Source organism: Pyrococcus yayanosii CH1 (assembly GCF_000215995.1).
Lineage (GTDB): Archaea > Methanobacteriota_B > Thermococci > Thermococcales > Thermococcaceae > Pyrococcus > Pyrococcus yayanosii.
The window spans coordinates 1076577-1091660 of the sequence record NC_015680.1 but is presented as its reverse complement, the minus strand read 5'-3'; the positions used below and the strand labels follow the sequence as shown (position 1 = coordinate 1091660).

General features: G+C 50.6%; 17 protein-coding genes and 2 tRNA genes. 9 read left to right on the top strand and 10 right to left on the bottom strand.

Translation table 11 applies throughout. The features are described 5' to 3' along the window. Window positions 1–42: 42 nt before the first annotated feature. The 6 genes from PYCH_RS06075 to PYCH_RS06050 are packed head-to-tail and all read left to right on the top strand — an operon-like array spanning window position 43 to window position 7560. Window positions 43–741 carry an ATPase domain-containing protein gene (locus PYCH_RS06075; RefSeq protein ID WP_013905970.1) on the top strand — a complete coding sequence of 233 codons (699 nt, stop codon included), beginning with the start codon at window positions 43–45 and terminating at the stop codon, window positions 739–741. Window position 742: 1 nt separating this feature from the next. Further along, window positions 743–2356: a type II/IV secretion system ATPase subunit gene (locus PYCH_RS06070; RefSeq protein ID WP_013905969.1), complete on the top strand. Its 1614-nt coding sequence runs from the start codon at window positions 743–745 to the stop codon at window positions 2354–2356. A 13-nt stretch (window positions 2357–2369) separates the two neighbouring features. Next, window positions 2370–4076 (top strand): archaellar assembly protein FlaJ, encoded by a 1707-nt coding sequence (gene flaJ / locus PYCH_RS06065; protein WP_013905968.1) that lies wholly within the window; start codon window positions 2370–2372, stop codon window positions 4074–4076. 5 nt (window positions 4077–4081) lie between these two features. Beyond that, window positions 4082–6091, top strand: coding sequence for a COG1470 family protein (locus PYCH_RS06060; RefSeq protein WP_013905967.1), 2010 nt, complete (start codon window positions 4082–4084; stop codon window positions 6089–6091). A 33-nt stretch (window positions 6092–6124) separates the two neighbouring features. Further along, window positions 6125–6895 (top strand): HD domain-containing protein, encoded by a 771-nt coding sequence (locus tag PYCH_RS06055; RefSeq protein WP_013905966.1) that lies wholly within the window; start codon window positions 6125–6127, stop codon window positions 6893–6895. A 17-nt stretch (window positions 6896–6912) separates the two neighbouring features. After that, window positions 6913–7560 (top strand): DUF434 domain-containing protein, encoded by a 648-nt coding sequence (locus PYCH_RS06050; protein ID WP_013905965.1) that lies wholly within the window; start codon window positions 6913–6915, stop codon window positions 7558–7560. Here the strand turns inward: PYCH_RS06050 and PYCH_RS06045 are convergent. From PYCH_RS06045 to PYCH_RS06010, 8 genes are all read right to left on the bottom strand, one after another. Beyond that, window positions 7514–8449, bottom strand: a complete 936-nt coding sequence (locus tag PYCH_RS06045; protein ID WP_013905964.1) for a hypothetical protein — start codon at window positions 8447–8449, stop codon at window positions 7514–7516. The two genes, PYCH_RS06050 and PYCH_RS06045, sit on opposite strands and share 47 nt — an antisense overlap. After that, on the bottom strand, window positions 8439–8849 hold the full coding sequence (locus PYCH_RS06040) for a hypothetical protein (RefSeq protein WP_013905963.1): 411 nt from the start codon (window positions 8847–8849) through the stop codon (window positions 8439–8441). The genes PYCH_RS06045 and PYCH_RS06040 overlap by 11 nt, the downstream gene beginning before the upstream one ends. Before the next feature lie 5 nt (window positions 8850–8854). Next, complete coding sequence (locus PYCH_RS06035; RefSeq protein WP_013905962.1) at window positions 8855–9859, bottom strand: signal peptidase I; 1005 nt, start codon at window positions 9857–9859, stop codon at window positions 8855–8857. Between the two features lie 44 nt (window positions 9860–9903). Next, window positions 9904–10434, bottom strand: coding sequence for a DUF1102 domain-containing protein (locus PYCH_RS06030; RefSeq protein WP_013905961.1), 531 nt, complete (start codon window positions 10432–10434; stop codon window positions 9904–9906). 2 nt (window positions 10435–10436) lie between these two features. After that, window positions 10437–11045 carry a DUF1102 domain-containing protein gene (locus PYCH_RS06025; protein ID WP_048058239.1) on the bottom strand — a complete coding sequence of 203 codons (609 nt, stop codon included), beginning with the start codon at window positions 11043–11045 and terminating at the stop codon, window positions 10437–10439. A 128-nt stretch (window positions 11046–11173) separates the two neighbouring features. Further along, window positions 11174–11635 (bottom strand): DUF7344 domain-containing protein, encoded by a 462-nt coding sequence (locus tag PYCH_RS06020; protein ID WP_013905959.1) that lies wholly within the window; start codon window positions 11633–11635, stop codon window positions 11174–11176. Window positions 11636–11719: 84 nt separating this feature from the next. Next, a tRNA-Gln gene (locus PYCH_RS06015) sits at window positions 11720–11795 on the bottom strand. A gap of 48 nt (window positions 11796–11843) precedes the next feature. Beyond that, a tRNA-Lys gene (locus PYCH_RS06010) sits at window positions 11844–11921 on the bottom strand. 122 nt (window positions 11922–12043) lie between these two features. On the opposite strand from PYCH_RS06010, the gene PYCH_RS06005 reads away from it, so the two are divergent. From PYCH_RS06005 to PYCH_RS05995, 3 genes are all read left to right on the top strand, one after another. After that, window positions 12044–12325 (top strand): hypothetical protein, encoded by a 282-nt coding sequence (locus PYCH_RS06005; RefSeq protein ID WP_013905958.1) that lies wholly within the window; start codon window positions 12044–12046, stop codon window positions 12323–12325. A gap of 115 nt (window positions 12326–12440) precedes the next feature. Next, window positions 12441–12995 (top strand): transcription factor E, encoded by a 555-nt coding sequence (gene tfe / locus PYCH_RS06000; RefSeq protein ID WP_013905957.1) that lies wholly within the window; start codon window positions 12441–12443, stop codon window positions 12993–12995. 19 nt (window positions 12996–13014) lie between these two features. After that, a complete protein-coding gene (locus PYCH_RS05995; RefSeq protein WP_013905956.1) occupies window positions 13015–13752 on the top strand; it encodes a DUF2110 family protein in 738 nt (245 codons plus the stop codon). On the opposite strand, the gene PYCH_RS05990 is transcribed toward PYCH_RS05995, so the two are convergent. Beyond that, the gene (locus PYCH_RS05990; RefSeq protein ID WP_013905955.1) at window positions 13730–14527 is read right to left on the bottom strand and encodes a hypothetical protein; all 798 of its coding nucleotides are present in this window, start codon (window positions 14525–14527) and stop codon (window positions 13730–13732) included. The two genes, PYCH_RS05995 and PYCH_RS05990, sit on opposite strands and share 23 nt — an antisense overlap. 118 nt (window positions 14528–14645) lie before the next feature. After that, entirely contained in the window at window positions 14646–15023 is a 378-nt protein-coding gene (locus tag PYCH_RS05985) for a 30S ribosomal protein S6e (RefSeq protein WP_013905954.1), read from the bottom strand. Window positions 15024–15084 lie beyond the last annotated feature (61 nt).

Genomic DNA, 15084 nt, shown 5'->3' with positions numbered 1-15084 from the left:
TTTCAGGCTAAAATCACCTTAGAAGGGTAACGGGTGATCACCTTGGTCGAGGAGCTCCTCAGGATGGATCTAAAGGGCGATGAACTCCACAGGCGTCTTGGCGGGGGTATCCCCGCCGGCACTATTTTAGTCATAGAAGGCGACAGGGGTAGCGGTAAGTCCATACTCTCTCAGAGACTCCTTTACGGCTTCCTGATGAACGGTTATACGTGCTCTTACGTCTCCAGCCAGTACACGACTGTTGAATACGTCAAGCAGATGATGTCAATTGGTTACGATGTGATTCCTTTTCTCATAAGGAAGAAGCTTGTGTTCGTTTCCCTTTATCCTCTCCTGAGCGGTGTGAGCGAGGAGAGAAAGTTCCTGAGCAGGCTCCTTGGTGAGCCTCGCCTCTGGGAGCAGGATGTTGTTATGATAGATTCCTTTTCATCGATACTCTCGAGGGAGCAGGACGTAAGGGCCGTGAGGAACTTCCTTATGTACATAAAAAGGCTTTCGAGCCTTGGGAAGGTGATAGTGCTTACAGCTAACCCTGAGGAGCTCCCGAGGGACGTTCTCTTCTTACTAGAAGAGGCCTCCACGATGCTCATGCGCCTCAACGTGAGGGTCTTCGGTGGGGATCTGAAGAACTCCGCCACGATAGTGAAGTACAACAATGCCAAGGGAGCTTTTCAAAAGATAATACCATTCCGCGTGGAGCCAAAGGTCGGCCTTGTTGTAGAGATAGCGGCGGTGGTGTGACATGGCGGAGGTAGTGTCAACGACGCTCGAGGATGCGATGAGGAGGAATCCGCACCTCCGCAAATACATCGACCAGTTTAGGAGGAAGTACGGTAAGATTCCAGAGTTCCACGTCCAGCTCAGCAGGGAAATGAAGGAGATACCCTATCCGAATATAATCTACCCAGTGGGTGATCCAATATTCATCCACATCTACGGCGACCCTCAGACCGAGAAGCAGTATATAGTCATAGAGCCCAGGATAGAGAGCAAAGAGGAAGAGGAGAAATACAGGCTCATAAAGGATAGGATACTCGAGTTGGCCCCCTCTCGCGAGATTCCTGAGGAGCAGGAGGAGTTCGAAAGGTTCTTGGACTCCCTCTTTGAAGAGGCAGTTCTCTCCCTCGTAAAGGGTAGAAAAGCAATTACTATAACGAAAGACGAGATGGAGAAGTTCCGCTACCTCATAAAGAGAGACATAATAGGTATCGGTCCTCTTGAGCCTCTCGCGAGGGACCCATACATCGAGGACATCCATATCATAGGTGCCCACTACGTATCCCTCGTTCACAAGATATTCGAGCACCTTCCGACGAACATCAAGTTCAAGGACAATGTTGAGCTTGCCGACTACTTCAAGAACCTTTCAGAGCGCATAGGAAGGCCTGTGAGCGATAGGAACCCGATAGTTGATGGTGCGCTGCCTGACGGCTCCCGTATCAACATAATATACTCCCCGGACATTTCCCTTAAAGGTCCGAGCGCAACAATTCGTAAGTTCGCGGCCACACCCCTTAGCATAACCCAGCTCGTTGCCTGGGGAACTATGAGCGCCGAGATCGCGGCCTACCTCTGGCTGGCCATAGAGTATGGTATGAGTATATTTATCTGTGGTGAAACAGCCTCAGGTAAGACGACGACCTTGAACGCTATAATCCCCTTCATAAAGCCAGGTTCCAAGGTTTTCACCGCCGAGGATACACCCGAGGTTCAAGTGCCCCATCCAACCTGGCAGCGTCTAGTGACTAGGGAGCGCGGTCCCGAGGAGAGCAGAGTTACACTTTTCGACCTTCTCAAAGCGGCCTTGCGTTCGAGACCGAATTATATCATCGTCGGTGAGATCCGTGGTGCCGAAGGTGCCATAGCCTTCCAGGCGATGCAGACTGGACACCCCGTCATGTCCACGTTCCACGCGGGTGATGTCAAGAAGATGATCCAGCGTTTCACGGGCCATCCGATCAACGTCCCAATAACCTTCATAGACAACCTCAACATCGCCCTCTTCCAGCAGGCCGTCTATGTGAGGGGCAAGTTTCTGAGGCGTGTTATCACCGTTGTCGAGATAGAGGGTTACTATGAAGAGCTTGGAGGCGTCGCAACGAGAAATGTCTTCGAATGGGACCCTGTCAGTGATAAGCACATATTCAGGGGCATGAACAACTCCTACATACTCGAGAGGAAGATAGCCGAGATTGCTGGTTATGAGGACCCGAAGGATATCTACGACGAGCTCTTCCTTAGGGCAAGGATAATCCAGAGAATGGTCGAGCTGAAGATATTCAACTACTGGGACGTTTACAGGGAAATTAAGGCCTTCTACCAGAGGGGCATCGAAGGTCTCAGCTTCAGGCTGTGAGGTGGTGGTAACAATGCCGGAAGAGAATATCAGCATCTTCGTTAAGTCAGACGTGTCCCCGAAGGAATACGTGCGCAGGATACTCATCCCCAGCATATTTGGCTCCCTCATAATCTTCATGGCGATAATGGTATTCACTCGATTCTTCGTTCTTCCTCTCGGCCTCAGAATATTCATGTATCTCATCCCGACTATCATTATCATCTACGCCGTGGCATACCCCTACCTCATGGCCGATTCGAAGAAGATATCAATTAACTCCAAGCTCCCCTACTTCATAACGTACTTCGCTGTCCTTTCGACGAGCGAGATAGGCAGGAGCGACCTCCTCAAGGTTCTCTCGAGTGACCCTAAGCTTGGTGCTATAGCCAGCGAGCTCAAGAAGGTTTACATAATAGTTGACAAGCTTCACCGCTCCCTCCCAGAGGCCTTCCGCTTCCTCGCGAGAAGAACTCCAAGCAGGGTGTTCTCAGATTTCCTTGACCGGCTGGCTTATTCCCTTGACAGCGGCGTTGACCTGAAGGAGTATCTCTTCCAGGAGCAGCAGACAGTTATGGATGACTACCAGACATTCTACGAGGGCGCCCTCTACGACCTTGACATCTTTAAGGAAATCTATGAGTCAATAATAATCTCCGTGGTCTTTGCCGCCGCTTTCATAATCATTGGGCCCCTGATAACAGCCCAAGACATTGGGAGGCTGGCCTTATACCTTCTCTTCCTCATAGTGGCGGCTGAGGTGGGTGCCCTCCTGGTCATAAAATATCGCATGCCCGAGGATCCAATATGGGCGGAAGTGAAAGTTGAAACGCCGAGACAGAGGAGGATAAGGAGGGCCTTAATATACTCTCTTATTGCCATTCCAATAGTTGGCCTCGCCTATTACTTAATCATCAGGCCCCGCTTTCCAATACCAACGCCCTTTGTGGTGGCCCTCACCCTAACTCCCCTCGCCTATGTTGGCAATGTCGTTAGGAGGGAGGAGGCGGCAATATTTAGGAAGGATGAGAACTTCCCCGCCTTCATAAGAAGCCTTTCCTCCTCCTTGGCTGCGAGCGGTGCTTCCCTGCTTCTTGTCTTGAAATACCTTAGCGCCCATGACTTTGGAACGCTCACCGAGGACATAAAGTCCCTTTACCGCAGGCTGGCCGTTAGGGTCGACCCGCAGAGGGCTTGGGACTTCTTTATAGCTGAGACCGGTAGCTGGCTCATAGGGATATTCTCGGAAATTTTTAGGGAGAGCCTTAGACTCGGTGCCGAACCGGACTACGTTGGCAAAGTAATCAGCAGGAACTTTGAGAGGCTCGTTCGCCTTAGGAGGAAGAGGCAACAGAGCGTTTCGAACTTCCTCGGCATAATTCTCGGCCTCACGGGAGCGTTTGCATTCTCCATAGCAGCATCCTTCCAAGTGGCCGTTTCCATAAACGATCTATTCGGCAAGCTTGAGGTGCCCACCGAGTACATAGGGGACATCATTCATGTGATACCACCCAGTGGCATGGCGATGCTCAGCCTCGTGATGCTGGTTCTCATGGTAACTCATTCCCTGCTCTCGGCGATGGCCATTAAGGTGGCTGATGGCGGTCACATCCTTGGCTCCCTCTACTACTTCGTAATCCTCCTCTGGGTCTTCGCGGCGGGAATGTACTTGGGCCAACACCTGATGGCTAAGTTCATGAACCTTGGGGGAGGCGAGGCAATACTCTGGCTACTGGGGTGAGCGATATGAAGAGGATGTTTTTGGTATTGTTCCTTCTCTTAACGACCCCGGGTGTCCTCGCATCTGGGCTAGCGGTCTGGGTTACCGTCCCGATAGACATGATCTTAGGCGAGTATTCAGTTTCCTTCCTTGACGTCAGTCTCGATGGAAGCGTGCTTGTCAAGATAACATATGGAGATAGGGTGGTCTATAAGTCAATAATGCCGGGTAAGAGAGAGCTCTTCGGTCTGTGTCCCAACGCGGATTGTGAATACATACCCTTCGGTAATCTTAGCATAGATATCGAGAGAATTCTTCTGGCAGGTAAGAATTACATTTTGGCGAACGTGACCTTCCCTCCAATCCTCGTGGGCCAGTCGGTGAGCGTTGGGCCTGTTAGCTTCATGCTAACGAGTGTTGGGCCTACGGGGTTCTCGATAACCGCCTCGGACGGCGAGACGACTAAGACCTTCTCCACGAAGTCGTTTACCTTTGCAGGCTATAGGGTGACCGTTGACCCCTATCCCCTCGTCTTCTCAGGCAACGTGCGAGTTGGGGATGAGATAACCTATTACTCGATGGTTCTCAAGGTGGTAAGCGTTAACACCACGGGCCTCAATGGAGAGCTCGTTAATTCCGTCATCATGGAGTTTAATGGCTCCACGTATGAAATTCCTGAAGGCTCTTCTGGGGATGTCGGGCCTTTCAGGGTGGACGTCAAGAGGATAGTGTGTGAGTACACAGACAACATCTGCAATCCGATAATCTTCCTCGAAGTGCACCTTCGCGGGGCGATAATACGTGTCGAAAGGAATCCTGATTACGACTTTTGGCTCTACGTGGGACAAGACTACAGGATAGGACCCTACTTGATAAGGGCGGAGGGAAGCGAGGGAGGGCTTGCATACATCAGCATAAGGAACCTGTGCGGTGATATCTTGGTTGCGAAGTACCTGCCCATTGAGAGCAGGGTCATCAAAGGGCTTGGCTACGGTGGCCTTGACCTAGGAATAGTGGGGACAGAAACGGACGCAAAGGGCGTCAGGCTCCATATCATTGCCTTCTACGACCCTGCCCTCAAGCCTAAGCTGGAGCACTTCGCGTGGTTAAACATCTCCCTTGAGGGTCCCAAGAACGTCACCCAGTACGAGAAATTCCCCTTAACTATCCGCGTGAAGAACGTGGGGGAGGACAGGTTATTCAACGTAAAACTATACTTCATGCCTGGCAATGGCATCGAGGTTCTGGATGAGTGTGTCGGTTGCCTCTTCCTTGAATCTCTAAAGCCGGGCGAGGAGAAAACCCTAATCGTCCATGTCAGGGCCCTGAAATCGGGAGTACTTGAGGTTGGAAATGTGAGGGCCCTCGTTCCAATTCCCTATCCACTCGTCTGCGGGGGTTGCGACCAGCTAGAATTTTACTCCAACTCGCCTATCATCACAGTAACTCCCGCTCACGTAACTTACACCGTGGAGCTGACGCTCCCGGAGGTTGTGAGGGCCGGCGAACCCTTCGTAGCCAGCCTAAAGGTGAAGAACGCGGGCAACGTAGCTATACCCGCTAATCTTACTCTGAATCTTCCACCGGGCTTTGGTCTCGTAAATGGTAGCTCCCTCCTTGAGAAGTGGGTTGTGATACCACTCTCCTTATCCCCCGGCGAAGAGTGGTTGGGCAACGTAACCCTCGTGGCCGTGAGTCCTGGCATATATAACGTAACGGCAATCGTAGATACGCTGGGGGGCCCTGCTGGAACGGGGAGGGCAGAGCTTGAGGTGAAGGCTGATGAAAGAGTTGTCCAAGCTCCCGCAACAACCGTGACGGAGACCGTAGGGAAGTATTTAACTACAACGGTCACGAATACCACGACGCTCACGATTACCCAGACGGTCAAGCGGACGGCAACCGCTACGACGACAACCACGGTGACCGTTCCCTACGCTCCGCTCGGGACGAAGCTGTTATTCCTGGGTCTTGGGGCGGCCGCTGGAGCAGGCGCCGTGATACTATACGCATGGTGGAGGGCGAGGAAGAGCTAATAAACCGAATCCCCAACTTTTTCTGGTGATCGTGTGTACACGGTGGAGGGTTTACTCAGTGAGATAAGGGTCCTGATGGAGGATGAGGAACTATTCAGACTCTTCAAGGAGACGTTCAGACGCTACCGCCACTACTTTGAAACGACGAACTCAATAGTCTTCAACGTCTACGGCTTCAATGACCATGGAAGCATCCACGTCCTTCTAACGGCGAAAAGAGCCTTGGAAATCCTCAGGATTCTGAAGCGCTTCGGCGTGAAGACAACGGCCGAGATGCTGGGTAAGTCCCTAAGGTGGAGCAAGTTCATCGTGGCCTTTGCTGCTCTCTTCCACGACGTTGGGAACATCATCCACAGGGAGAACCACTACTTCTTCAGCGTTGTCCTCGCGGAACCGATAATAGAAGAGCTCGTGAGAAAGTTTGAAAATGATAATCCTCTCCTCCTCAAGGCCCTTACCCTTAACGCCATTTACACCCACGACGAGTCAACGGACTGTACGACGATGGAAGGGAGCATCCTCACGGTGGCCGACGGTTGTGACATGGAGGCCGGGAGAAGCAGACTTGCTTACAAGCCGGACAAGGTGGATATACACGGCGTCTCGGCCCTCGCAATCGAGAAGGTCGAGATCCGGGAGGGCGATGAGAAAACGCCAATTCTCATCGAGGTTAGGATGAACCATCTCTCCGGAATATTCCAGGTGGACGAGATACTAACGAAGAAGGCCAGGCGTTCCCTGCTTAGGGAAAAGGTTCGAGTGAGGATTATTGCCGAAGACGAGGTACTCGAGAAGATTATATGACCTTAACGGGTGATTGCATGGAGGCCTATGAGGACCTCAAGTATCTACTCAGCAGAGGCTACAGAAAGAAGACGGCACTGAACTTCGTGGCCAATCACTATTTGCTCGACGCTCGAACCCGTCACATTTTGGCGAGATGCGTCTTCAGCGACGTTGAAATCGAGGAGAGAAAGTCGAAACTCGTTCCCGTGGAAGCCATAAGGGACAGGAAGCTTGGCATAGATGGCTATAACGTCCTCATAACATTCGAATCCCTCCTTGCGGGCAGGGCCGTGCTCTGTGAGGATGGCTTTGTCCGCGACCTGGAGCTTAGGAGAGGCTACGAAATCCATGAGAGAACGGAAGAGAACCTGCGGACCCTTTTGGGCTTCCTAGCAGATTTTGGTCCTTCCGAGGTCTGGGTGTTATATGACAAGAACGTTAGCGGGAGCGGGCGGTTGGCGAGGTTAACACGTTCGATAATGGAGGAGCTGGGCCTTAAAGGAGGAGCCAAAACCGAGAAGGTGCCGGATTTAGCGGTGACACGCTTCGATATCGCCGCGAGCTCGGATGTCTCCGTGATAAAAAAGGCTACAGCGCTCGTCGATGTACCTGGAGAGTTCGCGAGGAAGAGGGGTCTCAGGATTCCCCACTTCCTCGAGCTCTTTCCCTATATTCATAGATAACCTGTCCGTCCACAACGCCGTAAACGTCGGTGCCATCCACCCTATAGTGGAATATCGGGTTCCCCGTAAGGTTTGCAACTTTTTTCAAGCTTTTCTCATCGTTCAGGAAGACCTTGGCCTCGATGCCATGAGGACGGCCTTCCAGCGTTCCTCTCTTCCGGGGCTTTGGATCCCAGAGCCAGAGGAACATTAGTCCGGAGGCGATAGCTAGGAGGGGAAACACAATTCTAGCGGTGCTGACGCTCATGAAGAGAAGCTCGTTTTTAATTGACATCCTGTCAACGATGTTCTTCCTAACAACTTTCTCAGCATTTGCCACGCTCGTTAGGCCCGTTGACGAATCTCTAACCAGGGTGATTTCGTGGGCGAACTCTTCATCGCTCGCTTGGACGAAAGCTTTCATTGATATTTCCCTGGAAAGTCGTGGGAGCTTGAGAGCCTTAGCGAGCTCATCACGTCTCTCATCAATTTTCGTGAGATTGAAGTAAACGACCCTTGTGAAGCCCCCATCTTCGAATGCTCCACTGTACTTGAAAAGCGTCTCGTTAAAAAGCACGATTCTCTCGCCGCCCTTTGTAACGAAGTATGTCACTATGCCCTGAAGCTCATATCTTCCCGTCAGCACGGGGGATACTGTGTAGGTGTACCTTCCGTATATCGCATCCGTGATTCCTGTGGGGTAGTTTTTAAGGGAAGCCCTCTCCCCATAAACGGTTGAGTTGGTAAAGTGCCCCTCATGAGTGAAGGCCGCCGTTTGAACTACCATGCCCATGAGTCTGTCCTCTTCCCTTATGGGATCCCTAGTGTAGGCAACTATCGAAAGAAGCATGAAAGTCACGAAGAGGCTCGCGCTGATGAATGCGAGGATTCTCTTAGTCTCAGCGTTCATAGTCATCACCCTTCTCTATGGTTACTTCTATTCTGCAGGCGGTTATTTTGGCATCCCCACCATTCCATCTGGCTATAATGGTCAGGGGAATTTGGTAGGTGCCGGGAAGCCCAGTTACGGTTCCCTTTAGCTCCTTGCTTTCTCCCGGCAGAATCGTGGCCTCTTCCCAATGGCAGTTTAGCTCTGGGGAACAGCTTGCCACGACTTTGGCTGAAATTGGCACATCCATATTGTTGATGACTCTGATGATGGTGTTATTGCACTCAAATTCGATGTATGCATTTCTCCCTACGGGCACTGTGATTGCTCTTTTAGCGTTATACTCTGTAAAGCTGCCCCTAGAACCGAGGGCGAATATCCCTGCAACTATTAGGAGTAGGATAAATCCAGCGTATCTCATCCAAATCAGCTCCATAAAGTTCTCGGTGATTTAATCCTAATTGGCTCTCCTTCCCCTATTGCCAGCCTTAGGAGTGTCAGGAGGACGCTCAGTTCAGCTATCTGGACGGCAATAGGTAGGTAAGGACTTACTCCGTATAGTTTCTCTATGGTGCTTGCTGGAAGGATTGGTATGAAGGCATAAACGTGCACGTTTTCTCTGTACACTCTTGTCTCCTCTGGAACCTTCACCGTAACTGGCACGTCCTTAGATTCCCCCTTAAAGAGCATGAAAGCACTGTCCTCTCCAATGCCATTTCCCTCAAGGATGAAGAGGAGTGGATACAGGCCCCTGTTTTCCACGGTGATGTTCTCCGTGAAAGTTGAGCCTGGGAGATACCACCCTTCCCTTTGCCCACCCGCCGCCGTTGAGGCATAGCCTATTCCGATGGTTCCCCATGACAGCATCGTGGAAAATACAAACATGAGGAGGAGTATGGTGGATATGAGGCCGTAGAGGGTGTTGAAGCTGATCGTCAGGAACCTCCTACGGGATTTACGGGACTTTCTGCTTTTCTTTCCTCCGGTAGTCAGGAGAATTGTCCCAAAAAGGACCAGCCCAACGGCGACATAAGGTGAGTTCAGGTGCTTTCCAGCCCTTGGTATCTTAAGAGGTTTCCCTCCGATTGTTATTACCTTGCCCGCCACGTCTCCCCTTTTTATCGGCTCTGCTTTCCCATCCTGCTGATCGGTTGCCACGTTGTTGTCTCCCTTGGTTATGTAGCCCTCTCCGCTTATCGCGTATATTCTGTGGACTACCCACTTTCCGTCAAGCTTGAAGACGATTATGTCTCCAACATCCCCTTTAGATAGAGGGTTTATGAAGAAAAGGTCCCATTGTTCCAGCGTTGGTTTCATGCTATCCGAGTAAACGTAGGAGACAAAGAGGGGCCTTCCAAGAATGAAACCAGTAGCGGATGCCGTTACAAAGATAAACACGGCGAGCGTAATGGCGACCTCCACGATTCTCATAATCTCTCATCACCAGAAATTTATTTGGGGGAAAATCCCCCATTTCACTGACAAGCTCCTGCAACTGCATCTATCTGCAGCTGAAACTGATAGCTGCCTAGAGCCGCGTTTGTGTTGTCGAATATAAAGCCTATAGGAACTGGACTTCCATGGTAGACGGTCACGCTTATTGAGCTTCCTGGCCCAGCGATTGGAGAGTCGTAGTCCCCAGCAAATATCTGAATGTTCGGATGCACGGCACTGATTGTTACGCATATAGGATAGTCTCCGTCCTCGTTTTCCCAGAGCTCGTTGCTAACTTCAAAGACCTCTTCAAAGACATATGTTGTGTTCGGACTCATGCCGTCCCCGTATCCTGGATAGTTGGGGTTGTTGGCCGAAAAGTCTATTACAAGCTTTCCGTTGCTTAAGATTGCATAGGGCTGAAGCGGTGTTAGGTCTATAAACTCGTTGTCGTCCCCAACTATGTCCACCGTTATGTCCCTGCTCGCCTCGTAGTATCTAAAGTTGGCTCCCGTGCCAACTGCAAGCATCATTCCTGCGAGAAGCAGGGCCATTCCAAAGAATTTATTCATTTTCAAACCCCCCTAGGTTGCCCGCACTTACCGACGAGCTCCGGCGGCTCCGTGCCGAGCCTGTAAGCTTTGATTGTCATAGCTTCGATCCATACGTCATTAGGGCTGTCCCCGTTGGCGCTGAGGTCGATTCCTATCTTAACAGTGTCTCCAGGCATGACAACGAAGCATACCCAGTCCCTAGCATAGTCGCTTGAACTCGCTAGGCTTCCATCATAAGCTGAGTAAACGTCCCCTTCATGGCCGTAGAACTCCACATTAGTGCTGCTCGACTGTATTTCGACGACTATTGGCATATTTTCCCAAAGGTGGTTGCTGACTCCGAAGACTTCGTCGAAGTTGTATTCACTTGAGGGGCTTATACCATCCCCGTATCCCGGATAGTTAGGGTTATTGGCCGAGAAGTCAATCGTCAGAAGGCCGTCTCCGTTGATGTAAGAGTAGGGCTGAATGGCAACAAGGTCTATTAGCTCGGTATCGTCCGTGACTATGTCCCAGTGGAAACTTCTGCTGGCGTTGTAGTCACTAAAGTTCGCCCCCGCGCCGAGCACGAGACCGAACGTGGCCAAAAGGCCAAATACTCCAAGGGCAAGTTTGTTCAAATTTTCCATCTCCTCGCTTTCTCAGGACCCACATATCGTGAGTCCTAAACCAAACTTAGGTAACTCTGAATACTTAGGTAGTTGGGCCTTTCCCGAGAGATAATAATCAATTACCAGCCAGAGCAGATCAGAAGGTATCAGGCGTGCGATGTCTTGGCCCAGTGGAAAAGCGAAAGCGCCAAGAATGCCAAGGATATCATGACTCCTTCAGGGTTTACTTTCAAAGCGGCTCCTATGAGTGATATGGATGCAAGAAGGGCATAAGCCATAGCCCATATATTTTTCTTTTTCCTTACAACAATATACGCATTAACATCATCGGGAACCTGGAGTAGCCTTATTGTTCCTCTCTTGATCTCCACTATGCCCTCCCTCTTAAGCTTTGGAAGATGGGTCTGAACAAGGCTCACGTAAACACTCTTCCTGTGTCTTCTGCTTGTGTTCCCTTCGATTTTGGTAATATAATCAACGAGCTCACTTATTTCGGCCTCTTTACCGTTCTTCTGGAGAAATTCAATAATCCAAGTTCTCCGATCATTCCCAAGTATCATAGAAGAAGGTGAACTCATAAGACCTGCGGAGGAAAGAGGTAATATCATACCAATTCACCACATGCGTAGTGGAAACTTTGGGTGTATAAGCGTTGTGGTTTGAGAATAAGGAAGGAAATTAAGGAACTCGTATGGTAGCCCCGCGGGGATTCGAACCCCGGTCGCGGGATCCAGAGTCCCGCATGCTTGGCCGCTACACCACGGGGCTACGTCCAAGAGATAGTCTATAAAAGTGGGTTTTTAAGTTTTACCATGATGGCGGGCCGGGCGGGATTTGAACCCGCGACCGCCGGGTTAAAAGCCCGGCGCTCTGACCAGGCTGAGCTACCGGCCCACCACTTCGAAGACAGACAGAAGTTTTATAAGCTTTTTTGTGAAGGGTTAATGTGAATCCTCCATAGACTCGATGACTTGATATCTTTAATCTTGTGAGAATTCAGCGTGGAGGTGGCATCATTGGAGATAGTCGTTGAAAAGTTCAAACCGAAGGTCACGAGGCCCTTCAAGAGAAAGAACGAGTGGTGGGTTAAGCTTATAACCGAGGATGGTGAGTACATAATGAAGTTCAAGAGCCCAATTGAAGCTGAAGATGCCGTTTACGGTCTTCTAGATCTCCAAGTTTACGGAGGCAAGGTAAAGCTAAAGCTCAGGGAGGGAAATGTTATAGAGGACATTGAAGTCTTGGAGGTTTACAAACCCTCCGCCAAGGAGCTAGTTGATGAATATCTAACGGATTAATGCCCGCTTCTGTTCGTCAGTATTCTTTCTAAAGCACACAAAGTATATATATTGATATTGTTTATATAAATTCATTGGAGATGTGTTCAACCGGTAATATCGGAGGGCCAGAACAATGGCAAGGAGAAACAAGGCGCTCATAGAACTTGCACGTGACATAGGTGGAGAGGAAGCCGTTGAGGTAATAAAAGCCCTAGAGAAAAAGGGCGAGGCAACCGATGAGGAACTTGCTGAGGTGACTGGAATACGTGTCAATACCGTCCGCAAGATTCTGTATGCCCTCTACGATGCAAAGCTGGCTGATTTTAAGCGGGTAAGGGATGACGAGACTGGGTGGTATTACTATTACTGGCGCATTGAGATAAAGAGGTTGCCGGAAATCGTCAGGGCGAGAAAGATGCAGGAGCTGGAACGGCTGAAGAAGATGTTGCAAGAGGAGACGAGTGAAGTCTATTATCACTGCGGTACACCCGGCCACCCCAAGTTGACCTTCGATGAGGCCTTTGAATATGGCTTTCAGTGTCCAATATGCGGGGAGATACTTCAGGAGTATGATAACACTCAGATAGTCGAGGAACTGAAGAGGAGGATCGAGGAGCTAGAAATAGAGCTTGGACTTAGAAAACCTGCGAAGACGAGCAGAGGGAAGAAAAGCAAAAAAGTAAGCTAGTTCACCTGGAGGTTCAGACATGGACGTTATAATCAGGGAGAAGATTTATGGAGATAGGAGTGGTTTTAACAAACTTAATCGGAAATTAAGAGCTCTTATTGGAGATCTCGACGTCAGATGGAGGATTAGCGTTACGACGAGGCAGTGGGTAAAGATTAGCCTCGAAGGAGAAGATTCTGAGGTCTCCGCGAACTTAATAAGAGAAGAATTCGGGGAGATCCCCCTGTCCCTCGGCAAGATTGAAGAAGGGCATGTTATCAGGGGTAGGCTCGTGGATCTCGGCAAGGTTGGCTATGGGATCTATGTGGACGTGGGAATCCTTAGGCCCAAGCCCAAGGACGCCCTGCTCCCTTTATACTGGCTCAAGAGGACGTTTGGAGAGAAACCCGTTAGGCAGATGATAAGGGAGTTTGGATGGGTTGACAATCTGCCCGTAGAGGTAAGGGTTGAGAAGGTAGAAAGGCTAGCGAGGGAAGTAGAGGTATACCTTACGGAGAGGTGGATAAAGAAGATAAAAGGATGGACAACGGATGGCTACGATAAGCTGTTTATCGCCGGGACCATAAGCGAGAACATTGAGAGGGCCCTCATAGAGACGGGCCACAGCAGGGACGTTAGGAGGATGGAGGAGCTTGGGCTCATGGAGACGATGCTCATCCTGAAGAAGGGCACCCACGCGCCCGGGATTATAAAGGAGATAGGCCCCTACATTAGGGGGGCCGTTATAGGGGCCATCAAGTTTCCTCATGAGGAATGACGAAACTCACAAGGGCCCTTACGGCCGCCGCCGAGAATATTAATACGAACTCAGGCTCGTTCCCCCTTATGAAAGGAAGAGTAAGTGTTGCGAGTATGATTAGAAACGTCGTCTGCTTCTTCCTTATCAGACTCCTCCATCCCTCAACGAAGGAGTATCCTATGACGGCCATCTGGAGGACTGTTCCAGTAATTAGCCAGCTTGGGACCTCCAATTCCGGTCGTGGTAATGTGATAGGTCCAGCCCTAAATAGTATAGCGAGACCTCCCATGGTAAGAATGACGTACGCGTAACTTCTCTTGTTTCTGGGGAAGGTGAGCAGGTAGGATAGCGGGAGAAGAGGGGCTACCGGAGTAAACAGGGATGTTATAAGGGTCAGCACAACCCCAAGGGTCGTCCAGAGGGCGCCTGTTACCCTGCCAGATGGCCCGTGGCTCAAGAGAACTGATATGGCGAGGGAGAGGGAGGAGAGGGCAAGGGCCTTTTGGGGTGTTAAGAGCTCCCTCACGGCCGGCACCGCGAGAAGTAGGCCTAGTATCAGGAAACCCAGCTCCCTGGAAAACTTCGGCGCGAGAAAGAATATCGAGGGCATCAAGACAAGAAGAGGTAAGAGCTTCTCCGCCTGGCCTTCATTGGTCGCTATCAGGAGTACTAAGAAGCTCATTATGAGGAGGTAAAGTGTCTCTCGTGATTCGAGGGACAAGACTATCGTGAGAATGATTGCAACCGAGGTTATGATTACGTGCGGGGGTAACGGATTGAAAACCTCTAGCAAACCATTCCACCCCAGATAAATGTAGCCCGGTCCAGCACGGCTTCACGGCATCGGGAAGCCCCGGCCTCTGCCGTGCATAGGGAAGTCCTAAAAAGAAAATTTAAACTTTACCGAGCAGTCAGTATATTAGCTTAACGTTAACCTGAACTATCTCGGGGCTTATGGTGTTGCCGCGAACGGTCTTCTTCCTTCTCTCCCCCTTTTCCCTGGGCCTGAAACCTGGTCCCTTGGAGAGGAGTATCCTGACCCTCCTAGGACCGTGGACGTCGGGTCTCATGGGGAATCCGTCCTTGTCGGTACCTCCCCTTATCTCCATCTTGACGTCCTCTGGGAACTCCTTGCCAAAGATTGCGTTGAGGTCAAGTCCAAGTTCTTTAACCAGTATCTGGTCGCCTATGCGCTTTCCTATGAGCTTCTCCGCTGCCTCACCGCTTATCTCAACCTGCTTGGCTATGCCAGTCTTTGGATCAGATATCACGAGCTTGAACGTGGCCATTCCTCCCACCTCCATCTTCATCAGCGGGATTCATCGGGTAGCCCCTTAGCCCGAGGTCTGT